The 23,909-nt window shown below is 48.1% G+C and carries 19 protein-coding genes; 10 read left to right on the forward strand and 9 right to left on the reverse strand.

What is annotated here, in order from left to right:
- Positions 1-18: 18 nt before the first annotated feature.
- A complete protein-coding gene (locus FSU_RS15120; protein ID WP_014547216.1) occupies positions 19-1,635 on the reverse strand; it encodes an SGNH/GDSL hydrolase family protein in 1,617 nt (538 codons plus the stop codon).
- Positions 1,636-1,637: 2 nt separating this feature from the next.
- Positions 1,638-2,921, reverse strand: coding sequence for a histidine--tRNA ligase (gene hisS, locus FSU_RS15125; protein ID WP_014547217.1), 1,284 nt, complete (start codon positions 2,919-2,921; stop codon positions 1,638-1,640).
- 184 nt (positions 2,922-3,105) lie between these two features.
- Here hisS and mdh point away from each other — a divergent pair, with 184 nt between their 5' ends.
- The gene (mdh, locus tag FSU_RS15130) at positions 3,106-4,047 is read left to right on the forward strand and encodes a malate dehydrogenase (RefSeq protein WP_014547218.1); all 942 of its coding nucleotides are present in this window, start codon (positions 3,106-3,108) and stop codon (positions 4,045-4,047) included.
- A gap of 200 nt (positions 4,048-4,247) precedes the next feature.
- Here the strand turns inward: mdh and FSU_RS15135 are convergent, their stop codons facing one another.
- The 4 genes from FSU_RS15135 to FSU_RS16165 all read right to left on the reverse strand — a co-directional run bounded on the left by FSU_RS15135 (position 4,248) and on the right by FSU_RS16165 (position 9,248).
- Positions 4,248-5,189 (reverse strand): T9SS type A sorting domain-containing protein, encoded by a 942-nt coding sequence (locus tag FSU_RS15135; RefSeq protein ID WP_014547219.1) that lies wholly within the window; start codon positions 5,187-5,189, stop codon positions 4,248-4,250.
- Positions 5,190-5,378: 189 nt separating this feature from the next.
- The gene (locus FSU_RS15140) at positions 5,379-6,359 is read right to left on the reverse strand and encodes a T9SS type A sorting domain-containing protein (RefSeq protein ID WP_014547220.1); all 981 of its coding nucleotides are present in this window, start codon (positions 6,357-6,359) and stop codon (positions 5,379-5,381) included.
- A 181-nt stretch (positions 6,360-6,540) separates the two neighbouring features.
- The gene (locus FSU_RS15145) at positions 6,541-7,518 is read right to left on the reverse strand and encodes a T9SS type A sorting domain-containing protein (protein WP_014547221.1); all 978 of its coding nucleotides are present in this window, start codon (positions 7,516-7,518) and stop codon (positions 6,541-6,543) included.
- Between the two features lie 56 nt (positions 7,519-7,574).
- Positions 7,575-9,248 carry a T9SS type A sorting domain-containing protein gene (locus tag FSU_RS16165; RefSeq protein ID WP_015732359.1) on the reverse strand — a complete coding sequence of 558 codons (1,674 nt, stop codon included), beginning with the start codon at positions 9,246-9,248 and terminating at the stop codon, positions 7,575-7,577.
- 305 nt (positions 9,249-9,553) lie between these two features.
- On the opposite strand from FSU_RS16165, the gene FSU_RS15155 reads away from it, so the two are divergent.
- The 4 genes from FSU_RS15155 (at position 9,554) to FSU_RS15170 (ending at position 17,941) form a co-directional block, all read left to right on the forward strand.
- On the forward strand, positions 9,554-11,224 hold the full coding sequence (locus FSU_RS15155) for a family 43 glycosylhydrolase (protein WP_014547223.1): 1,671 nt from the start codon (positions 9,554-9,556) through the stop codon (positions 11,222-11,224).
- 11 nt (positions 11,225-11,235) lie between these two features.
- Positions 11,236-13,320: a family 43 glycosylhydrolase gene (locus FSU_RS15160; protein ID WP_244263669.1), complete on the forward strand. Its 2,085-nt coding sequence runs from the start codon at positions 11,236-11,238 to the stop codon at positions 13,318-13,320.
- Positions 13,321-13,403: 83 nt separating this feature from the next.
- Positions 13,404-15,401, forward strand: a complete 1,998-nt coding sequence (locus tag FSU_RS15165) for a family 43 glycosylhydrolase (protein WP_014547225.1) — start codon at positions 13,404-13,406, stop codon at positions 15,399-15,401.
- Between the two features lie 140 nt (positions 15,402-15,541).
- Positions 15,542-17,941: a fibronectin type III domain-containing protein gene (locus FSU_RS15170; RefSeq protein WP_015732360.1), complete on the forward strand. Its 2,400-nt coding sequence runs from the start codon at positions 15,542-15,544 to the stop codon at positions 17,939-17,941.
- Positions 17,942-18,030: 89 nt separating this feature from the next.
- Here FSU_RS15170 and FSU_RS15175 read toward each other — a convergent pair whose 3' ends face one another.
- A complete protein-coding gene (locus FSU_RS15175) occupies positions 18,031-18,402 on the reverse strand; it encodes a DMT family protein (RefSeq protein ID WP_014547227.1) in 372 nt (123 codons plus the stop codon).
- 3 nt (positions 18,403-18,405) lie between these two features.
- Positions 18,406-18,972, reverse strand: a complete 567-nt coding sequence (locus FSU_RS15180) for a DUF4416 family protein (RefSeq protein WP_014547228.1) — start codon at positions 18,970-18,972, stop codon at positions 18,406-18,408.
- Positions 18,973-19,008: 36 nt separating this feature from the next.
- Between FSU_RS15180 and FSU_RS15185 the strand changes: the two genes are divergently transcribed.
- Positions 19,009-19,851 carry a glutaminyl-peptide cyclotransferase gene (locus FSU_RS15185; RefSeq protein ID WP_015732361.1) on the forward strand — a complete coding sequence of 281 codons (843 nt, stop codon included), beginning with the start codon at positions 19,009-19,011 and terminating at the stop codon, positions 19,849-19,851.
- 49 nt (positions 19,852-19,900) lie between these two features.
- On the opposite strand, the gene FSU_RS16490 is transcribed toward FSU_RS15185, so the two are convergent.
- Complete coding sequence (locus FSU_RS16490) at positions 19,901-20,311, reverse strand: helix-turn-helix transcriptional regulator (protein WP_015732362.1); 411 nt, start codon at positions 20,309-20,311, stop codon at positions 19,901-19,903.
- Positions 20,312-21,099: 788 nt separating this feature from the next.
- On the opposite strand from FSU_RS16490, the gene FSU_RS15195 reads away from it, so the two are divergent.
- From FSU_RS15195 to lysS, 4 genes are all read left to right on the forward strand, one after another.
- On the forward strand, positions 21,100-21,288 hold the full coding sequence (locus FSU_RS15195; RefSeq protein ID WP_014547232.1) for a hypothetical protein: 189 nt from the start codon (positions 21,100-21,102) through the stop codon (positions 21,286-21,288).
- Between the two features lie 35 nt (positions 21,289-21,323).
- Positions 21,324-21,641, forward strand: coding sequence for a hypothetical protein (locus FSU_RS15200; RefSeq protein ID WP_014547233.1), 318 nt, complete (start codon positions 21,324-21,326; stop codon positions 21,639-21,641).
- Entirely contained in the window at positions 21,641-21,967 is a 327-nt protein-coding gene (locus FSU_RS15205; RefSeq protein ID WP_014547234.1) for a hypothetical protein, read from the forward strand. The genes FSU_RS15200 and FSU_RS15205 overlap by 1 nt, the downstream gene beginning before the upstream one ends.
- A gap of 411 nt (positions 21,968-22,378) precedes the next feature.
- Positions 22,379-23,884: a lysine--tRNA ligase gene (lysS, locus tag FSU_RS15215; RefSeq protein ID WP_014547235.1), complete on the forward strand. Its 1,506-nt coding sequence runs from the start codon at positions 22,379-22,381 to the stop codon at positions 23,882-23,884.
- Positions 23,885-23,909: the final 25 nt, after the last annotated feature.

Here is a 23,909-nt window from a genome sequence, read left to right on the forward strand (position 1 = left end):
TAACACCCCCTCCGGTATTTAAGGATTTAGCTTTTCTTTGTTCAAGTCGATTACTTTGGTCGTGTCGGCGTTGGCCTGCTTTTGGTCCGAGAACTTGCGGATATCCTTAAGCTTCGAATCGTTCAGGTGGTGCCTTTCGCGGAACTGGAAGTAATCGTAGTACATGTGGAGTGAAGAGCAGAAGAGGTCGCCCATGTAAGAGGCGCCTTTGCGCGTAAAGTGTACGTGGTCCGTAAAGCCGAGCGGCGGGGATTTTTTGACCCACTTGATCATGGATCCTTCGCCACCCATCACGCGGTGCATATCCCAGTAGGCAAGGCCGTTTTCAAGAGCCACTTCACGCAACATCTTGATGGTAATGCCAAGACCCGGATAAGTTTGCCATCTTCCGTTAATTTGTTTTGCCATGTCGGCCGGACCGATGAACAAAATGTCTGCATCCGGATTCGCTTTCTTGACGGATTGAATTTGTCTGGTAATGAGTTTCTTGCTCCAGTCAAGAGTCTTCGGCGTCATGCTCGGGACCATGTTTCCGCCGTATTCCATGATGATGAGCTTTGCGTTCATGGCCTTGTAAGATTCGGCGAGGAGCTGGCTATCGATCTTGTGGAATACAGTACCCGAGCTACCGCGCATGGCTACGTTGTCCACAGCGACACCGTAAGAACCGTCCACAGAAATAGCATAGATTTCCGTGCGACCGCTCAGGTAGAGCTTGATGTTCGATGTCGTATCCGGGAGCTTCCACGTATAAACGGTAAGCTTCGTGAACTTTTCAACAGCCGGAGCGGCTGCGGTTTCTTTCTTGCTCTTGATTTTGAGCTTCGGGGAACCGTCAGCGTTTGTTCCAACCTGTTCCGTCACGTCATGTTCGTAGGTGAGGCGGAGCTTGAGGCTGCCCTTGTTGCTGGCGAGAACCTTGATGGTAGAGTAGCTACCGACGTGCGGGAACATGTCCTTGCGGCCTTCGCGCTTCTTGACGCCGATAACGGCAGAACCGTTGAGTTCACCCACCTGGGCCAAAGGTCCATAGCGGTTGTGCGTGGCGTGTTCTTCCTTGGGTCCAAAGATGATGTAGCGCTGCAAGTCGCCGTTGTTCCACTGCGAGGTTGACTGCGACGGGATGTGCATCACGGCGGGGAGCATGCCCGGGCCGTTACCGCCAAATTCAGTCTGCAAGTCTTCGCGGATTGTAGACGAAATACGGTCTTCTTCGAGCTGCGAGTCACCGTAATGGATCACGTGGACAACACTAGAATCCTTCTGTGCGTTCTGGAGATTCGTGAAGAAACGGTCAAACCACGTGAGGTCGTTGTTCGGCAAGTCAAAACGCGTACGGCCTTCCCTAAAGAAGTCCTCGTAGTACTTGAGCGAGTCCGAATACGCCGCAAATTGCTTTGCCTTGGTTTCTTCCATCATCTGGCGGATGGCGTCTTCCGGGTCGACCTGTTCAACTTTCACCTTGTTTCCGGCGGAGTCCGTCGTTGTTTCGGCCTTCTCGAAAACCTGGGAAAGTTTCGGGTAGCGCAGCGTCGTATCGCCAATATGGATTCCGTCTTCAGGGTAGGCAAGCGCCATCACCCCGAGGACGAGGAACAGAGAAATGATGCTGAGTAATACTTTTACTGGAGTCATAGTTAAGCTTTCAGCTGTTCAACAATCGCGGCGACATCGCCCACGTGCATGGTGCCGTCACGGAGGTCCTTGTATTCGAACTGACCGGCAGCCGCCTTGTCACCATCGACATAAACGACGATGCTTGCGCCCTGGTAGTTGGCCTGTTCCAGCTGCTTGCCCATCTTCATGGTGGCGAGCGGGTGAGAAACAGAGTTGCCGTTTGCGCGGAACACCTGGGCCGTTTCGAAAATCTTCTTCATGTCGTTCGTGAAGCTTGCGATGTAGAAGTCCACATGCTGCTTCGGGCTCGGCAGAAGTCCACGTTCGCGGAGGAGGTCGGCGAGCACGACGTCGCCCATGCCAAAGCCAACGCCCGGGATGCGGTCGCCACCGAGCTTTTCGGTGAGGCTGTCATAACGTCCACCGCCTGCGATAGCGCGCATGGATTTACCCTTGTCAAAGACTTCGAACACGATGCCGGTGTAGTAGGCGAGGCCACGCACAATGGAAAGGTCGAGGTTCACGCATTCGCTAAAGCCTGCGGCAGCAAGCGTAGCAAAGAGGTCTTCAATTTCCTTAAGGGCGGCGGTTGCGTTTTCGCTCTTCACGGCGGCGCGCACTTCTTCGATAGACTTGCAGCTCATGAAATCGTCGAGCTGCTTGATCTGTGCTTCGGAAAGTCCAGCTTCGGTAAGTGCCTTGGCAAATGCTTCCGGGCCGATTTTCAGGCGACGGTCAAGAACCGGGTAAACGAGAGCCGGGTTCGGGGCGCCAATTTCTTCGAGGTAGGTGGCGAGGAGCTTGCGGCTCGAAACGCCAATGGCAAAGTCGGAGTCCTTGAGGCCGAATTTGCGGAGCATTGTGGCGATGGAGGCGAGCAAGTCTGCTTCGGCGTAGATGCTTTCAGTGCCGATGATGTCCATGTTCAGCTGGAAAAATTCGCGGAGACGACCCTTCTGAGCCTTTTCGTAACGGAACAGGCGCGGCATGGAGAACCACTTGAACGGCTTCTTGAGTTCGCGGGCCTTCTGGATCACGAGGCGGGCGAGTGTCGGCGTCATTTCGGGGCGGAGTGCAATTTCGCGGTCGCCCTTGTCCTTGAAGTTATAAAGCTGGCTTACGATTTCTTCGCCGGATTTTCCGGTGTAAAGTTCCAGATGTTCAAACATCGGGCCTTCGTATTCTTCGTAGGCGAAGCTTTCGGCGACTTTGCGCCATGTGTCAAAAATATAGTTCTGGATGCGCTCGGCTTCCGGGTAAAAATCACGTGTGCCTTTAGGCAGTTGAGGAATTGCAATACTCATAGTGCGAGCAAAGATAGAAAAGTTACTAGTTAGTAGTTACTAGTTACTATAAAAATGACGGGTTACGATGTGGTTGTCTCCATCTCGTATGACAAAGAAATAACATTGTAACGTTGCCGGTTTTACATTTCTTTTGCTATATTTGGTACGTAAAATTTTAAATACCTTAAAAGGAAGGTTAATCATGGCTAGAAAGAAGATTGCACTCGTTGGTGCTGGTCAAATTGGTGGTACAATGGCTCTCGTGCTTGCACAGAAGAACCTCGGCGACGTCGTCCTTATCGACATCCCGATGACTCAGGGCATGCCGAAGGGTAAGGCTCTTGACATTATGGAAGGCCGCTCCGTCATCAATTCGTCCGTTGATCTTCAGGGTTCTACTGATTATTCCGCTATTAAGGGTGCTGACGTTGTTATCGTTACCGCTGGTTTCCCGCGTATGCCGGGCATGAGCCGTGACGACCTCCTCGACAAGAACTGCGGCGTTATCAAGACTGTTGCTGAAGCCATCAAGGAAAACGCTCCGGATGCATTCGTGATCGTTATTACGAACCCGCTCGACGCCATGGTCTACAACATGCAGAAGCAGTCTGGCCTCCCGGCCAACAAGGTCATCGGTATGGCTGGCGTGCTCGACTCCGCTCGTCTCGCTTGCTTCGTCGCTGACGAACTCGGCGTTTCCGTCGAAGACGTCAAGGCTCTCGTTATGGGCGGCCACGGCGACACGATGGTCTCCATCATGGAATGCGTCTCTGTCGGCGGCATCCCGGTTTCTCAGCTCATGAGCAAGGAAAAGTTTGCTGAACTTGCAAAGCGTACCGCTGGTGCAGGTGGCGAAATCGTGAACCTCCTCGGTCGCGGTTCTGCTTTCTACAGCCCGGCTACCTCTGCAATCCACATGGCTGAAGCTTACCTCCTCGACAAGAAGAGCGTGTTCTCCTGCGCTGCAAAGCTCAATGGCGAATACGGCGTGAACGGCCTCTACTGCGGCGTGCCGGTTGTCGTTGGTGCAAACGGTGTCGAAAAGATTCTCGAAGTCAAGATGAGCGCCGAAGAAAAGGCTGCTTTCGACAAGTCTGTCGAAGCTTGCAAGAAGAACGCTGAATGGGTTGACGCACACACGTAATAAGACCGTTCGCGTCTAGACTCAATAGAAATATGTGAGCGACGCTCACTCTCGCAATCGCGCTCGGTTAATACCGAGCGCTTTTTGCTCACGGGAGAACAGTGCGTGGATGCTCATTAACGAAAACAGCCCACGGGTGAAACCCGTGGGCGTTTTCTTTTACCCCAGACGCTATTATGGGGCTGCTATCATGTATTGTTTTACTTCAATATAATCTTCTTTGCGAAATTGACGTTTTTCCCGTTGACGTGAATCATGTAGACTCCTGCATCGAGTGAAGCGAGGTTGAGCGAAGCTGTTGTGATATCGATTGTCCCCCTGACGACCGTTTGGCCTTGGGTGTTGACGATATCGACTGTCGCTGCGGATTTGATTCCTGTAAAGCTGAGAGTGCGGCCGGCAAGAATTGCCTTGGCTAAAGACTCTCCGCGAATAGCCTTGATGGCATTGCTTCCTTCAGGATTGCAGTCTGTATATGGCCCGATTTTTTTGATGTTGAACTTGTAGTCACCATTAGTTGCTTGAAGCTTGAATTTTACTGCAACCAGTTGCTTCGCGGCTTCTGTACCGGAAATTTTTGTAGCGCCGGTATACCAACTGGGCTGTGCAAATTTAGCCCAGGGAACGGCCTTGGTTACAGGGGTTGTGCTAGCTTTAGCTAGCTTGAATACCGGGTTTGCGTATTCAATGGTGGCATCGTAAGCTCCGAGACCAAGCTCGAGATCGGCTGCAATGTCTGATGTGTATGTGATGCAGAGCCCGCCCCAAGCCGTCGCGTCTCCAGCTTCGGGGTCTCCGTCAAGACCTTCTCCGACAATGTTAAAACCGATGCCTACAAAGGGGTTGTATTTTAATGTACCCTTAGATAGCGTGGCGGTACCACAGACGCCTTTGCAAGTATCGATAACTGCGTCTAGCGACACCCCGGTTTCGGTTTGTATATCTGCAGGCCATTCAACTTTTGATTGTCCTCCGTCTCCATCATCGGCATAACTGAACCAATAACCTGAAGTTTCGGAACCGTTGTCAAGTCCGGTATTGACCTGTGATATTCCATCTTCGCCGTTCCATGTTTGAAATGTTCCGGCGTATGCTGCGGATACAGCAAAAATGGCTGTTGCCAGCGTGATTGCGTGTTTCATGATGTTTCCTCCCTAGTCCAAAAGTGGAACTATAAATAAGATATACTCGTTTTGTATAAATGTTCTGAGGAAATATCAGATAAAATGAAAAAATATGAATTTATTACGAATTGTATTCTTATGATACGTATCATATGTATAACAAAGTCTGTTTATGATACGTTATGTGCTATATAGAAAATTGTTGAATTATTTTAATACAATCTTCTTTGCGAAATTCACGTTTTTCCCGCTCACACGCACCATGTAAATTCCCGCATTGAGCGAGGCAAGGCTAAGCGTTGCGGCGTTATTTGTTGCGTTGTTAATGGCGCCCTTCATCACGACTTGTCCAAGGGAATTCAAAACCTCGGTAGTTGCTGTGGACTTGATTCCCGTGAATCCGAGCGTGCGCCCGTTCAAAACAGCGCTGACTGTGGATGTTCTACGAGTGACCTTGATATCGTCCGGTGGTGTGGGGATTCCGCATTTTTCTGGGCATGTTCCATCTTTAGGCCCGACGGCGCAAATTCTGAATTCGTAATCACCTGGTTCTGCCTGAATTTTAAAATGAATTCCGACAAGTTGCTTTGCTGCTGTTTCTCCGTCAAATTTGACAGAGCCATCGTACCATGATGGTTGCTTAAAGTCGGACCAAGATACAACAACCCTCTTGTCCGTTTTGGTGGCGGGGAGGGTTACTGCTGGGTTTGCGTAATTTATCGTTGAATCGGTGGCATCACCAAGGCCAAGTTCCAGAGATATGTCTGTATCCGATGTGTAGGTCACGCAGAGTCCTTCCCAGGCGGAGGCGTCTCCTGCGACTATCGTGTTGTCCGTGGGGGATGCTTCCCCGACGATGTTGAATCCCATGCCGGAGAACGGTTTTTGAGTTGATGTGCCGCTATAGAGAGTGGCTGTCCCGCATACTCCTTCACAATGCTCAATAACCGCATCCATATAGTGAGGTTCGCATGAATAATATTCGTGACATGGTTGAACTGGATAAACGATTTTTGATTCACCGCCATTGAAGGAATCATTAAAATCGTACCATATTCCGTAAGTATTGGTTTCGTTGCCTAGTCCGGTTTCTACAGCGGGGACTCCGTCGGCTCCGTTCCATGTTTCAAATGTGCCTGCGAAAGTTGATGTTACTACGCAAAGTGCTGTTAACGTAAACTTTTTCATCGTAGCCTCCTGAGTCACCCCGGACTGTCTAACCTTTCATGTCATTCCACTTCGTGGCTTGACTGCTGCGGGTATCAAATGCGAGTTCACAAGTGACCTCTCGCTTGATACCCTTGCATGTCATTCCCGGCGCCTGTCCTCGCTTGACGGGAATGACCGGGAATCTCCATCTCGTATAGCTTTACCTCAGTACAATCTTCTTTGCAAAATTGACGTTTTTCCCGCTCACGCGCACCATATAAATTCCCGCTTTAAGCGATGCAAGGCTAATCGTTGTGGCGTTATTCGTGGCGTTGTTAATGGCGCCCTTCATCACGACTTGTCCAAGAGAATTCATCACTTCAGCTGTTGCGGAGGACTTGATTCCCGTGAATCCAAGCGTGCGCCCGTTCAAAATTGCGCTGACTGCGGAAGTCCCGCGAGCAATTTGAATCCCTGCACTTGGCATTCCGCATTTTTCTGGGCATGTGCCGTCTTTGGGGCCGACCGCGCAAATGTTAAAACGGTAATCGCCGTCTTCTGCTTGTATCTTGAACCTGACCGTAGCGAGTTGCTTTGCTGCGGTTTCACCGTCGAATTTGACGGCTCCGTTGTACGACGAAGGTTGCTTAAAATCGGACCAGCTGAAAACCATTCTATTGCTAGTCTTGGAGGCGGGGAGATTGACTGCCGGATTTGCGTAATTGATTGTGGAATCGGTAACTTCGCCAAGGCCGAGTTCTAGAGCTATGTCCGTATCCGATGTGTAGGTCACGCAGAGTCCGCCCCAAGAGGAGGCGTCGCCTGTGACTAGTGTCCAATCTTTTTCTGAAAGTTGTCCGACGACATTGAAACCTATACCCGTAAATGCTGTATGGGGTGAATTCCATTTGTTGAGAATAGCTGTCCCGCACATCCCTTTGCAATCATCGATGATGGGTTCAAGCCAGTATATTGAACAATCTCGGCATGGATCGACATCCCAATAGACTTTGGACGCGCCTCCCTCACCGTCATCTTCATAGGTGAACCAGAATCCGCTCATTTCTGTTTCGTTGAGAAGCCCGGTTTCAACTCGGCAGATATTGTAAGCGTTTTCGTCTGCACCGTTCCATGTGATAAACGGCCCTGCAAAAGTTGATGTTGCTGCGCAAAGTGCTGTCAATAAAAACTTTTTCATCGTAAACTCCTAAGTCATCCCGGACACTGTTCCAGGGTCAGTATCTCGTATTTATTTTACCTCAGTACTATTTTCTTTGCAAAATTCACGTTTTTCCCGTTCACACGCACCATGTAAATGCCTGCGTTAAGCGATGTAAGGTTAAGCGTGGCTGCGTTGTTTATGGCGCCCTTCATCACGACTTGCCCAAGCGAATTCAAAACCTCGACGGTGGCTGTGGACTTGATTCCCGTGAATCCTAGCGTGCGCCCGTTCAAAATAGCTTTGACTGCGGATGTTCCACGAGCAATTTGAATCCCTGCACTTGGCGTCCCGCATTGTTCCGGGCATGTCCCGTCTTTGGGGCCGACCGCGCAAATGTTAAAACGGTAATCGCCGTCCTCTGCTTGTATCTTGAATTTGACCGCGGTGAGTTGCTTTGCTGCAGCTTCTCCATCGATTTTAATGGATCCGTCGTACGACGAAGGCTGTTTAAAGTCGGACCAGCTGAAAATCATTCTATTGCCAGTCTTGGAGGTGGGCAATTTGACTGCCGGACTTGCATTATCTATTATGGGATCGTCGGTATCGTCAATGTCGAGTTCCAGAGATATGTTTGTATCCGATGTATAGGTCACGCAGAGTCCGCCCCAAGAAGAGGCATCGCCTGTGACTAGAGAGAAATCGTGTTCTGAAATCGTTCCGACAACGCAGAAGGCTACATTTGCGGAAGGAACGTGGGATGAAGTTGCTTTTCTGAGATGGGCTGTTCCGCACATTCCTTTGCAATAATCGATGATTGGGTCATATTTATTGGGTATCCATTCTGGGCTTAAATCAATGTCCCAAAGTATTTTGGACTCGGCACCATCGCTATCGTCTGAATAGGCTACCCAGTATCCGCTTATATCTGTTTCGTTGCGGAGCCCAGTCTCAACTTGGCTGGTTACGTTTTCGTCTGCTCCGTTCCATGTGATAAACTGTCCTGCGGATGTTGACTTTCCGCATTTTTCCGGGCATGTTCCGTCTTTCGGGCCGATGGCGCAGATGTTGAAGTTGTATGAGCCGGGATCTGCCTGAATTTTAAAGTGTATGGCGGCGAGCTGTTTTGCTGCCGTCTCGCCGTTGATTTTAACGGCTCCATCGTACCATGAAGGCTGTTTAAAGTCGGACCAGTTGACGACGACTTTGTTTCCGTATTTTCCGTTGGGCGATAGAATGTTTGGAGCTTTTGCGGCGGGAAGTGTTATTGCTGGATTTGCGTAATTGATTGTAGAATCGACGGTTTCACCAAGACCGAGTTCCAAGGCAATATCTGTGTCTGACATGTAGGTCACGCAGAGCCCGCCCCAGGCTGATGCATCACCAATATCTGGCGCTGGGTTTGTTTCTGAGGTTTCGCCGACAACATTGAAACCCACACCGACATACGGATCGTGTTCATAAGATTCTTTGCTTAGAATCGCTGTGCCAGCAAGGCCTTTGCATTCCATGATGACGGGATCTAAAGATTGGTTGATGTTGTCGTATGCATCTATCTGTGCTGGCCAAGCGATTTTAGATGTTCCCAAGTTGTTGTTATCGTTGTAAGAATACCAGTAGCCTTCTGTTTCAAGTCCGTTGCCAAGTCCTGTATGGATCTGAAAGTTTGGAAGGAATTCTTCAAAAATTTTGGCTGCATCCCAGGTTTTGAATGAACCTGCGTAAACGACAGATGCGGCGCATAGTGCGACCAACAAAGATCTTTTCATAATCCACTCTCCTAATCAAACTTGCCCAACATAAAATATAATTAATTTGGGTGCGTTTTATATTAGAAAAATGTTTCAAATAAATGAATGATTTCACGTGAATAAACTGCGTAAAACCTAAATGATACGCTTTGTATTATATGGCTGTTGCTGATTGTTTAAACTGTTGACTTTTAATTTGTGAAAATGTGGATTGTTTTCTGTTTTTGCTCTAAAAATACGCAATGTCATAAATAAATATGTGGACTTTTTATAATTTTTGATATATATTTAAGAAAGTTGTTGGTGTGGACGCGGAGATGTTTATGAGGACTAGGGGTTCTGGATTTTTTACGACGTTGGAATGGGCCTTTTTTGGCCTCTTTTGCCTATTTGGCGCTTTTGGGGCGCAATCGGCTTTTGCCGCAAATCCGTTGACGACGGACTTTTATTCTGCGGATGCCGCAGCCCTCGTGCATAACGACTCGCTCTTTATTTTTGCTGGCCACGATGAACAGGGGCCGCAGGGCAATAACAATAAAGCCTTCATCATGAACGACTGGCACGTGCTCGTGACCGACGATATGGAGCATTATCACGATTACGGGGCGGTTTTGAGCGTCAAGACGTTCAAATGGGCGAATGCGAGCGCTTTTGCGGGCCACTGTGAATACCGAAATGGCAAGTTTTACTGGTATGTGGCGGTCCATCACGGAACCATCAAGGAAAATGGGAGTGAAGGTTTTGCGATTGGCGTTGCTGTCGCGGATCATCCGTCCGGACCGTGGAAAGATGCGATTGGGCAGGCACTTATCACCGACAATACGCCGAATGACGTGAAATTGAATATTGACCCCGCGATTTTTTACGATGGTGACGATATCTGGATGTATTGGGGCTCGTGGAGTGCGGGTCGCCGCGTGAAACTCAAGGAAAATATGATCGAGCTTGCAAGTACGCCCGAAGATATCAAGATCAAGGACTTTTTCGAGGCTCCGTGGATGCACTATTTCCGAGGCAATTATTACTTCAGCTATGCCTCGGGTTACCCTTCGACGACGAACTACTCCATGGCGCCGAGCCTGAACGGACCGTGGACGCAAAAAGGCGTCATCAACGATAAAATGGACAATTCCGAGACGAACCATCAGGCAATTTTCAAGTATCTCGGACATTGGTATTTCATGTACCACGGCGCAAATTCTCCGGGCGGCTGGACGTACCGCCGTTCCGTGAATATCGATTACCTCTATTACGACCGCGATGGCTTAATCCAGAAAATCAAGCATACGGATGGCGTGGATCCGGTCAACAATGCGCTTCTCGAAGAGGGCGGTTACCGCTTGACGGTTTCGCATAGCAATTTGGCTCTCGAAGATAACGATGGTATCGTGGTGCAGCAAACTGCAGACGAAAAGAACGAAGCGCAACTTTGGGTGCTTGCGCATGGCGATTCGGCACGTTATTACACGCTCAAGAATTTTGCAACGGGCCGCTACTATTGCCCGCCCAAGACGTTGTTGGATACGGTGAAAACTTCTGAAACATCTTGTGAAATCCGCATTGAAAATGCATCTGCAAAGAAGGGTTACTTCTTGTTCGCGGATTACGATAGCGATTACCTCGGCGATGTGCTGAACATTTCGAAGGAAGTCGGGATGCCGGTCATCACGTGGGTTCGCACAGGAACGGACAACCAAAAAGTGCAATTTGCAAAAGCTGAATTGCCGAAAGTTGAACCGCCGACGGACTCCGGCAATGGTGGAACGACGGGGATTGCGCGCGGTATTTTGAATGCGCCGGCTTTGCAACAGGTTCACTACGATGCGAGTGCTCGCGTGATTCGTTTGGGCGCTGAAGCGTCTTGGGCTTTGCTTGATGTAAATGGTGTTGTTGTGCGTCGTGGCTATGGTCGTGAAATCCAAGTGCGTTCCGTTCGTTCGGGAATGTACTTTGTTCGCGCAGCCCGTACTACAGCAAAGGTTTTGGTGAAATAATTTTAAGGAGTATGGAAATGAAGGTTTTGAATTTTGCGAATCTCGTGAAGAGCGCGACTCTTGCAACGATTGGCGCTTTTGGCGTCTCTGCTGTATCGGCTGCCGATTGGTACGCCAAGGACAACTTGCAACCGGGTCATGACCCGAGCGTGGTGCGTTTTGAGGATGGTTACGCCCTCATGAGCACAAACAATAATTTGCAACTGTGGACATCCGAAGATGCTTACACATGGCAAAACCACAAATCGACGGTGAGCAAAATCCCGCAATGGGCTTACACGTATGCGCCTACAACCGAAGGCATTTGGGCGCCTGACATTTATTACATGAACGGCGAATACCGCGTGTATTACTGCGTCTCCGTTTTCGGCAAGCGCACGTCTGCGATTGGCTATCAGTCCACAAAGTCGATTATGCCTGGCACAACGGGCTACGGCTGGACGGACCATGGCCACGTTTTCCATACGGTGGCATCGGACAAGTACAATGCAATTGACGCCGATGTCGTTCGTGATACCGAAGGCAATTATTGGATGGCTTTTGGTTCGTTCGGTCTTGGAATTCAGTTGATTAAGTTGGATGCAAAGACGGGCTATCAGGCTAGTGACAACAAGACCATCTATAACATTGCACGCCGCACGAGTAAGGCAAGCGGTGGTGCCGAAGAAGGACCGAGTCTCATTGAACACGGGGGCAAGTATTTCTTGTTTACTGCATGGGATATCTGCTGCCAGCAGGGCGCAAATATTGAACAGACAACGTACAAGACTGCTTACGGTCGTGCTGATAAAGTAACCGGTCCGTACAAGGACCGCGCGGGTTACGATATGGCTAATGGTGGCGGTACAATTCTTATGGAACGCTACGGACGTTATGTCGGTCCGGGCGGCGGCGAAGCTTTCCAAGACTTGAACCGCGTGCGTTTTGTGCATCACTATTACGATCTTAACGGCGACAAGTTCAATCATATTCATATTCGCGATGTTGTGTTTACCGAGGATAACTGGGCTGAGATGGGACAGCCCTTCCTCGGGCGTTATTTAAGTGCCGAAGTCGAACACGGCGCTTTGACGCGTGCAGTCTCGGGTGACCTCGCAATTACGCGCAGCAATACGGCTTCGAACGGCGAATACCTTGCTTACATCAACACGGCGGGTTCCAAGATTCGTTTGCCGATGAACATCATGCAAGCGGGCGAGTACTTATTGCGTTACCGCTATGCAAATGGCGGCGAAGGCGATGCTACGCACAAAGTCACTGTCAATGGCAAGTCTCAAACCGTGACGCTCCCGCCGACAGGTTCTTGGGGAACGTTCCCGGAAAAGTCTATTGTGATGATTCCGGCAACGCTCAAGCGCGGTGGCAACTTCATCGAAATTGAACCGCAGCCGAACGGATTCTTCTCGGAACTCGACCGCATCGACTTCTTGCGCGTGATTCGCGATACGATTCCGGCAAACGGCTTTGATAATGGTATCCGCGTGCGCCTCACGGACAAGGATGAATTTGCTATCAAGGATGGCGGCTACGCCATTTTTGAAAACGTTGTTGCCGATTCCATCAAGAGTGACGAAGTTTCTATCCAAGTGAAAAATGCAACCGCAGGCAAGCTCGCCATTCGTGATGGTGCAAAGAACGGAATCGTCCTTGCCGAATGTGACCTTTCAACGGCTAAGGCTGCAGCCAATGGCTGGTCTGAGGCAAACTGCGGAACGCTCAAAAGCAAAACGGGCATCAAGGATTTTTACCTGACCGCGTCTGGTATTTCCGGCGAAGCCATTGTCGGAAATATAATGTTCAAGTTGAACACCCCAGAGTCAAGTTCCAGCAGCGTTTCCGCGGAATCTAGCTCCAGCGAAATGATTGTGAGCAGTTCGAGCGAATCCTCTGTGGCGCTCCCGGCTGTTCGTCCGACATTGAACTACTCGGTGACTCAAATCCCTAACGGTTACCGCGTACACTTCGATAATGCTGGCGTTCATCAGGCTTACCTCTTGAATCCGATGGGGCAAATTGTCTCCCGTAAAAAAACTTACGGTACCGATATCGAATTTAATAACCTTCCCAAAGGCCGATACGTTGTAAAAGTGAAGTGATTTTTTGCAAATAAATTGTACCGAAAAATCCTTTCGGAATTTAAATTAAATAGTGTATGCTGGTGTGTGGTTAAAGGAGTCGTATGATTCGTTGTTCTAGAATTTGCACCGTTGCATTCCTCTTTGCAGGCCTCTCGTTTGAGGCTGCTTTTGCCGCTGATTGGTATGCCAAGGAAACCCGTTGGGCGGGCCATGATCCCGACATTATCCGCTACGAGGATGGCTATGCGCTTGCGACAACGGATAATCACATGCTTATGCAGTTTTCCGAGGACGCGCTGAACTGGAAAAATGGCGACCCTGCCATGCCGGAATTCTCGAAGTGGCTTTACAAGTACGCGCCGAACATGATTGACATCTGGGCGCCGGATATTCATTATATCGGCGGGGAATACCGCATGTACTATTGCGGTTCCGAAATGGGCATCCGCTCGTCGGGTATGGGTTTCATGTCGAGTAAGGAAATCGACCCGACAAAGCCAGGCTACGGCTGGACGGACCAGGGCGAAGTGATTCACACGGTTAAGAGCGATTCGTACAACGCGATTGACGCGGCGGTGCTCAAAGATCTTGACGGAAAAGTCTGGATGGCGTTTGGTTCGTGGGGGACGGGTATCCACATTCTCGAACTGGACGAAAAAACGGGCAAGGTGAAAGATGGCGCAAAAATGCAGAATATCGCAAACCGCGGTGGCGCTGGCGTCGAAGGCGCAAGCCTCATTGAACACAACGGAAAGTACTTCCTCTTTACCGCTTGGGACAATTGCTGCAAAAAAGGCGCTGATCTCGAAAACAACTCTTACAAGACAACGGTCGGGCGTTCTAACCGCATTGATGGCGGCTATGTAGACCGCAGCGGCAAGGCTCTCTTGAATGGCGGTGGTACGATTCTCCTCAGCCGTTACGGACGCTACTACGGGCCCGCGGGCGGTGAAGCTTTCGAAGATGTGAACCGCCAACGCTTTGTGAACCACTATTACGACAAGAACGATGGCGGTAATTCTTACATACAAGTGCGCGATATCGTTTGGACCGAAGACAACTGGCCAGAACTGGGTCAACCGTTTATGGGGCGTTACCTGAGCGCCGAGGCTGAACACGGCATCCTCACGCATGTCGATATCTCGAGCAGTTCCAAGGCTTCGAACGGGGAATTCTGCGCTTACATCAATTATGACGATAGCAAGATTCGCTTGCCGATGATTATCCCGCAGGCGGGTGATTACCTTATTCGTTACCGTTACGACAACAACTGGACCGAAGATGGCGCAAACGGCAGCTCGCATTTTGTGGACATCAACGGCAAAACGCAAGAAGTGCAGTTGCCGCTGACGGGCGCTTGGAGAGAGTTTCCCGAAAAGTCTGTCGTGTACATTCCGACAAAGCTTAAACGCGGATCAAACTTCATTGAAATCACGAAGGGTAAGCATTACGCAGAACTGGACCGTCTTGATTTCTTGCGCATCATCCGCGATACGATTCCGGCAAATGGCTTTGATAACGGCATCCGCGTGCGCCTCACTGATAAGGATGAATTTGCCATCAAGGACGGTGGCTATGCGATTTTCGAAAATGTGATTACCGACTCCATTGTTGGCGTAGGCGTAACCGTTCAGGTGAAAAACAGCGCTGGCGGCACTCTTTCTCTCCGCACCGAAAGTAAAAAAGGCGATGTGATTTCTAAATGCGAATTGCCCACTGCAGGCGATTCTAAGTGGACTGACGTGCAATGTTCGAACTTGCCGAAGCTCAAGGGCGTACAGGACTTTTACCTCACGGCGGAAGGCCTTGGTGGCGAAACTCTCGTCGGGAACATCAAGTTCGGGAAGGCGGCGGACTCAAGTTCAGTCGGACTTTACGACAATCCTCGCGTAGCTTCTGCGGCGCATTCTGGACTCAACATCACTTTTGATCGCGGTTCCCAAACGATTTATCTCTCGATGGATGCCCCTTGGTCGCTGTTTGACATGAACGGCGTTGTAATCAAGTCTGGTTTTGGTCGCGAAATTCATGCAAATGCTATGCCTCGTGGTTTGTATTTTATTCGTTCCGGCAACCAAGGTCTGCGCTTTAGGCTGTAATTTTCATAGAAAACTCTAGCTAGAATACGCTTTTTCCCAATTTTTAGTTTTGGTTGGGCTTAATTATACTTTTTGTATTCTTTTTGACGCAAAAATGATATATTTGATTGTAAAAGAAAATTTTCTAGTGGAGTTTTATCATGAACATAAAATGGAAATTAAGTCTGGCGACCGCGTTCCTTTTTGCGTTGGGAGCTTGCTCAAGTTCGTCTTCGTCTGCCGCTGAAGATGATGATACTGAATATTCGTCGTCTGCAAAAGGGGAGTCTAATGGTGGCAAGTCTTCTTCTTCTACCTCTAGTGCTGCTTGTAAGTCCCTTACTGAAAAAAATTTAGCAACCCCTTCAAATTTGCAGGTAATCAAGAACGGTGAGAACAAGTGGGTTCTTATTTGGGATTACTCCGCTAATGACGATCGTCCTGAAACAGGTTTTGTTGTTGAATCTCTTGACATGTCGGATTCGCTTCCCAAATGGAAGTCTGTAGGCTCAACCAACGCTGCTGTTGTAATGTACAACCTGGAGGGTGAATCCAAGTCCGGCAAGTACTATCGTGTGTCAGCCAAGGACGATTGTGGTGTTTCCAAAGCAACGGACATGGTTGAGATTGCGGCAACTGGTGCTAATGCCATTACAAATGCGGACCTTGCTACGCCCTCAAATCTCAAGCTCGAAAATGTTGGTGACAACATGTGGCAACTTTCCTGGAGCTACACGAATAACGAAAATCGCCCCGAACAGGGATTTAAGCTTCAGAGTTTGAACCTCGATGACAAGAGCCCGAAGTGGTCTGACGATGGCACCACAAACAAGGGCGTTCATGTTGTAAAAATCGATGGAAACAAGAAAGGCGGTTTGCTTTTCCATGTTGCCGCTAAGGATGACAAGGGAATTTCCGAATATTCTGAAGAAATTACCATCCCTCGTGTAACTGATACCACGAGTTCTTCGAACAGTATGGATTTGGCTGTTCCGACGAGTTTGAAGATTGATTCCATCGGCGTGAACAAGTATCAGCTTTCCTGGAGCTATACGGATAACAAGAATCGTCCAGAAAATGGCTTTAAATTGCAAATACTTGACGTGAACGCCAAGAGTCCAGCTTGGGCTGTTTTGGATTCTACGAATAAGAGCGTTCGTTTCTTCAATGTAGATGCAATCAAGCATGGCGGTAAGTACATTCGTGTCGCGGCCAAGGATTCTAAGGGATTATCGACATACTCTGATGAAATTCAAGTTCCTGATGCTGATACGACAAAGGTTGCAGGTGAGGAACTTGACCTCGCGGTTCCGAAGAATCTTGTTCTTGATCCTTTGGGCAACGATGAATATAGGCTTTCTTGGGAGTACACCAATACTCCTAAGCGTCCGGCAACGGGGTTTGTTCTCCAGAAACTCTACATTGCAAATGGAAAGAATTGGGAAGACGTTAAGGCCTCTGTGGGTAAAGACGTGCAGTTCTACAATCTTTCGGCCGAAGATTGCAATTATTACATTCGTATTGCCGCTAAGGATAGTAAGGGCTTAAGTGATTATTCTAATGTGATTGAAATCCCTAAGATCGGTGCAGAAGAAGGTGAAGAAGAAGTTGCTACTCCGCCGTCTGAACTTACGATTTCTCGTATTGCGCCGAGCGTTTGGGAACTCAGCTGGAACTATTCCGATGCTTCTGATGACCCGAACAGAAAGTTCATCATCCAGACATCCAAGCTGAAGGACTTCAAGTGGACAGGTCTCAAGTCTCCTATTGATGGTAGCGTGCGCCGCTATTACATTCAGGGTCGCGATAAGATTGAAACCTACTACCGCATGGCCGTGGTCAATGGTAGTGATACGTCTGCCTTTACCGATGCAATCCAGCTGACTCCGGATATTTCTTACCGTGATTACATGGCTCTTGAAGTGCCTGTGCCGTCTGAAAAGTTTATTTTGGGCTATACGACTGCGTACGAAGCAGACCAGGATACTTCAACGAAGGACGATAAAACTTATATTAGCGCTTCGGCTACATATACAATCACGGAAAACTTTATCAGCAAGTATATTGTTGAATCGGAATACACGGATACCGTTTATTACGAAGCCCGTTGGTTTACTTCTCTAGAAAATTTCAACTACTATAAGGGCTCTTGCGAAGGGAAGAAAACTTCTGATAAGTGCGATAGTTGCTATTGGAGCGAAACGTTCCCGTATCAGGAACCGTCCATTACGAAGCGTTTTGATGAATCAGATTTTGCTGACGAGGATAAAAAGACGACCATACTTGCTTCTTGCAAGAACCGTTCTGGTTATGACGCTGACGAACATTCCCTATTGTATAGTGCATCCACGTCGGCTGATAAATGGGAAGAAATCATGGCTCATGAAACTGGTATGTCAATGTGCATTCCTGACTATGTCCGTGGTATTTGCGGATACTATGTACAAATCCGTATTGTCTGGAAGGACATCAATGGAGAAACCGACTGGAGTGAATGGACGCAGCCGTTTAATATTGCGGACATCTCTGGCGCGGATGATCTCTGCAGCCCGAGCAAATAAATCATAACGGATAAAAATGTAAAAGGCACCGATGAAAAATCGGTGCTTTTGTTGTTTAGTTTTTTTTGAAAAATGCGTCGCTATAAACGTTATTTCAAAAATGCAAAGAACACAGCGGCGATAATGAACAAGAACGCGACAATGTGATTCCACTGGAGCGTTTCCGTGTGGAACACCGTGACGGCAATCGTCGTGAACACCGTGAGAGAAATAGCTTCTTGGATGATTTTCAGCTGCATCAGGCTGAATGGCCCGCCGTTGATACGGCTCCCGATGTTGTTTGCGGGAATCATGAAACTGTACTCCAGGAGCGCGATGCCCCACGAAGCGAGAATCACGAGAATCAGCGGCCAGTCGGTGCTGATGTGCATTTCTTTGAGTTTAAGGTTGCCGTACCAAGCGAACGTCATAAAGATGTTGGAACAGCAGAGAAGAAGAATTGTAAAAATACCAGCTTTCATAATTTATTTCTTGTTTCTTTGACTATACGGTTTTCCTGTTGTCATTTGGTACGCTAAGCGTTTGCGCACTTCTTCGAGATACTTGATGTAATTTTCGCTTTGGTAGTCGCGATACGTCCAGTCAAAAGCGTGGAAATGCCCATCTTGGAAGTATAACGTCGGCTCAACGAAAATCCCGCGCTGCATGTAAACGCGCTGGCGCTGGTCCTTGGTCGTTGCCAAAAAGAACTGCCCAAGCGTCATGTAGCCCGGATCAAGATTCACAGGGCGCAGTCCCGGAGTCCCGTTTTCCTTGGCGATTTCGAGTTCAATATCATTTGTCCAAAGCTTGATGTCCACAATCGTCTCGCGGTCAACGAGATTCTCGTAGCTGAAAAACGCGCGTACCGGCGCCTCGCCAATTTCTTCTTTGTAGTAGTTAGTGAACGTGAACGGAAACGGTTCCAAGTTCAGGTCTTCTTCGCCGAAACGCGACTTGAGCACTCCGCGGACCGCTTCTACGGACTCGGCATCTTTCGCGAGAATGCCCACGATGATTTTCACTTTGGCAGGAGTTCTTATTTCACCCATGCCGCAAATTTAGAAATATTTGTATTTTTTTGAAATATGAATTTCTCTCGTCTTTGGACTTTCGCTTCGCTCAAGTCCCAACCATTCGGCTCGGTCATGCCCAACTTCGTTGGTCGCGACTCTCGCCTTAAATGGTTGTCGTCTCTCGTTTTTATTCTCTCGTCTCTCGTCTTTACTCTCTCGTCTGCTTACGCCGAGGCTCCCCGTGTTGTGCCGACAATCCTTGATTCTATTCCGCACGAACAGTCTCATTTTACGCAAGGCCTCTCGTTTGACGGCAAAGAAATGATTGAAACCACAGGGCTGTATGGAAAATCTGGACTGTACCGCCGTACGCTTGACGGAAAAATTCTGGATTCCGCCCGCATTGAGGAACGCTATTTTGGCGAAGGCTCCGTAGCGCTTGGCGACGAAATCTATTATCTCACCTGGAAATCGCATAAGGCCTTTATCTACTCGCGCAAACCGTTCAAAAAGAAGGGTGAATTCCGCATCCCGACCGAAGGCTGGGGCCTTACGCTCTGGCGTGACCAGCTTTTGATGAGCAACGGTTCCGATGAACTTTTGCAAATTGCACCGGGCGGCTTTGATGTGTCCGGAATTATCAAGGTTCACGATGGCCGCTATTCCATAAAACTCTTGAACGAACTTGAAGTTGTCGGAAATATTTTGTACGCAAACATCTGGCAGACCGACCTGATTGCCGAAATTGAACTCCCGAGCGGCAAGGTGCTCCGCTACATTGACTTTTCGAAAAAAGCGGGGGAGATCCGCGAAAAATTCCCCGGTGTCGACGTCCTAAACGGCATCGCCTACGACGGCAAAAACTTCTGGATTACCGGCAAGCTTTGGCCGCAAATCTACAAAGTCAAGTTTTAAAAGCCGCGCATTCGTAAAAAGAGCAATTCTTCCATCTGCTATGGTTGATTCAAGGCGACCGACTTTTATTTTCACGGAAAAACATCAAATAAGATGTCCCGAGCGCATCGGCTAACTTCTTTGACATGAGCATAGAAATGGGCCAGGCTCCTCGTTCAAGCGAATTATAATTCTGTTTTGCGAGACCAACTTTTTGTGCCAACTGCGCTTGCGTAAGTCCTGCGTTTATGCGCATTATTTTCAGCGTCTTGGCTGGATTTATATTTTTTTTCGCCTTCTTGTACCAATCCATTTCTTCCACAGGCTCGAGAACGTCATCGTCGTCTTCGATACGGACGGAATCGGGGAACAGCGCGTCCAAAAAGGCAATGACAGGTTTCGGAATATTCTTGCCCGAAACCTTGAACGACACCGGTTCATCAGTGTTCTGCATAGGGGGCGCTTCCACGACTGCCTGCATAAGTAACCTCCACAGTTATTCCTTTTTCCGTTTCTATCCAGCACGCCACCCATTTGTGGGAAAGGTGACAATGATGAGTAGACGTTCCTGCCAATATTCCGTAATTTGGCCAATTTGTTCTGACGGGGCCATTCATCCGTATGTCGTCAACAAGCAACGCTAGTTTTTCTTGCTGCTTTTGAGGCATTGCTGAGACAGCCCGAGAGACTCTTCTCGACATTAAAATAGTGTACATAATAAATATATATTACTTTTTATTACTTGTCAACCTCCGTATTAAAAAGGAACCAGTCGCAATTTGCAACCAGGTTCCATCAGCAAGTTTATGGGCTCCTCTTCACTTCCTTCATCATTAACTCCTTTGCGTTACAAGCGAAAAAACGCAAGATTACTACACCATTAAATATACATTCCCATTTTGTCACAAAGTGTCAAAATGAATTTTTCTTAAATTTGTTAAAATCTACGGGAGTTTCCTGCTTGCAACGCAGAGGCGCTCCTTCCGGTATTGTGGGGTATGATTCCTAATGTAGGATTATCTTGAAATTTTCGCTGCAGAATACGTCGGCGATTGTATGATGGATGAGGATCGCAATCTTGTGTGCTTCTTCCCGAATGAGTCCCGCCTGAACCTTGCGCTCAATAACTACGAACGCTTGAGCTTCGTTGAAACCTCTCAGGGGTAACGGTTAATTTTATCCGCATTTTTGCAGAGAATTTTATAACGGCAACTTTTAGCGGAGTTGTCGTTTTTGTATATTGAGTTTGAATACGAATGAGAATTGTGAATGAACAAGCAATCGATTGTAGAATGGATAAAAAAGAATGAAAGGCAGGCGAAAGTCTTTATTATAGGCTTTTATGGATTTGTTATGCTTCTTTTGTATGCTTGTCATCCACCAGATTTTACTCCCGTGGACAATGAACGAGTGCTTGCTTATACGAAGGCTAATCAAAAAAAGGGATTGGGTGCCTAATTGAAGGCTATGAACTTTCTAAATTAGAAGAACCTTTGGTTGTTCCTTTTTTGCAAGTATTTATCAATGGTTATTACGGATTGTATCGCGTATATGATGTTATGTATGTAAATGAATCTGGTGAAAAACGCAAGTTTTTAACTTATAAGTGTCCTTTAACTTATGGACTTGATGTTATTCCAGAAGATATTGATTTCGTGATTGAAGAAACTTCAGATGTAATAACTGTTTATTATGAAAAAGAACCGGTAGATGGCTTTAAGGTTGAAAATAATCCTTTCTCAAAAGAGATCCAATTTAAATTTTTGAGTGATTTGAAAAATGTACGTGCTGTAGAGGGGGCCTGTTTTTGATGAAAAAATGGATGTCCATGAATATTGGTGAACTTCCTTGGGTCAATCGTCTGCTTTCCCTGATTTCATCGATTTTGCTTTTTTTATATGGTTTGTCAAATGTAATGACATTGATTCATTATGGCTTTGAAAAAGATTTTGGAACAATTTGGGCTTTGTCTGGTATTTTAATTTTACCTGCATCAATACTTTTATTCCTTGATTTTTTGAATGTTCAAATTTTATGGGTGAAAAATCGCATATGGTTTGTATGTTTTTGGGTTGCTTTTGTGCTTAGAATTTTTACATATTTTTTAGGCCGTTTTCTTCATACTTATTATCATTGATTATGAAAAAGAATCAATATGAAGTGTTTTTTAACTTTGTTAATTTGTTTTTTAGTTTTTATTATAACTAGCTTTATTTGGAATGTAAGGCAGGGTTTGGAATCGTCTTTTTTAGTTGCTTTTGCTTCTTTGTTACTTTATATGTCTAAAAAGCCGACTGCGTATTTTATCGAGTGGCTTGCTTTTACGATTGTTTTTACCATAGGCTTACTTTTATCGCTGCATTTGGGGGTGAAAATTCCGACGCGTCCTGTGCCATTGAACGAACTTTGGCTTAGTGTCCCGCATACTTTGAGTATATCGGGTTTGATTGCGTGGTATTTTATGAAGAAGCATAAATAGCAGCCATCTATTTTTCTAAATTTACCCCGTTCAAATTTAAGACGTGATATATTCACGAGGTAAAACAATATGGCAATGCAAGATATGAATGACCAGGTGATGGCTCGCTTGGCTAAGCTCGACAAGTTCAAGGAAATGGGTGTGGATGCTTATCCGCACAAGTTTAACAGGACCCATGATTCCAAGGTTTTGAAGGAAAACAAGGATGCCTTGATGGTGACCAAGGAACCGGTTGCATTTGCCGGCCGCGTGGTGCGTTTCAATCGCAAGGGTAAAATGTGCTTTATGCACCTCAAGGACCGCTATGGCCGCTTGCAGGTTGTGGTTGCCCGTGACGAAGTGGGCGAAGAAAACTACGAAATCGTGAAGATGACCGACCTCGGTGACTTCATCGGTGTGAACGGTACGATGTTCGAAACGCAGAGCGGTGAATACTCTGTGCGTGCCGAAAAGGTCACGATGCTTTCGAAGGCTGTGCGCCCGCTCCCGGTCGCCAAGGAAAAGGTCGACGAAAACGGCAACAAGGTCGTGTTCAACGAATTTGCCGACGTGGATACCCGCTACCGCCAGCGCTATATCGACATGGCTTTGAACGACGACGTGAAGGAAGTCTTCATCAAGCGTTCCAAGATCATGCAGGCTATCCGCGAATACCTCATCGAAAAGGGATTCATCGAAGTCGAAACCCCGACGCTCCAGCCGATTTACGGTGGTGCTAACGCTCGTCCGTTTACGACGCACCACAATGCTTGCGACATGACGCTCTACTTGCGCGTGGCTCCGGAACTTTACCTCAAACGCTGCATCATTGGCGGTATGGAAAAGGTGTTCGAGTTCTGCAAGAACTTCCGCAACGAAGGTATGGACCGTACGCATAGCCCGGAATTCACTGGCCTCGAATTCTACGAAGCCTACGCCGACTACAACGACATGATGGTACACTTCGAAAACATTTACGAACGCGCCTGCATTGCCGCTAACGGTACGACCAAGGTCAACTACCAGGGCAAGGAAATCGACTTCAAGGCTCCGTGGCCGCGCTACAGCATGATCGAAGCCATTGAAAAGTTCGGTGGCATCAAGGTCAACGATATGAGCGACGACGAAATCAAGGCCAAGATGGAAGAACTCGGCGGTCACCTTGATGGTGAATTTACTCGTGGTCGTGGCATCTTGGAACTCTTCGATCTCACGGTGGAAGGCAAGCTCATCCAGCCGACGATCATCAAGGACATGCCTACCGAAAGCACCCCGCTCTGCAAGAAGCACCGCACGACTGCAGGCCTCATCGAACAGTTCGAACCGTATGCTAACGGCTGGGAACTCGGTAACGCTTACACCGAACTTAACGATCCGATCCGCCAGCGCGAACTCCTTGAAGACCAGGTGCGTCGTGGCCGTGGTGGTGAAGGTGAAACCCATCCGATGGACGAAAACTTCATGCACGCTGTGGAAAGCGGTCTTCCGCCGACGGGCGGCGTGGGCTTTGGCATCGACCGCATGGTCATGCTCCTCACCAACCAGCAGACCATCCGCGACGTCCAGCTCTTCCCATTGATGAAGCCTGAGGTTTAGACGAGAGAACGTCGCTTCGCGGCTA

It is taken from the genome of Fibrobacter succinogenes subsp. succinogenes S85 (assembly GCF_000146505.1).
Classification (GTDB): Bacteria; Fibrobacterota; Fibrobacteria; order Fibrobacterales; family Fibrobacteraceae; genus Fibrobacter; species Fibrobacter succinogenes.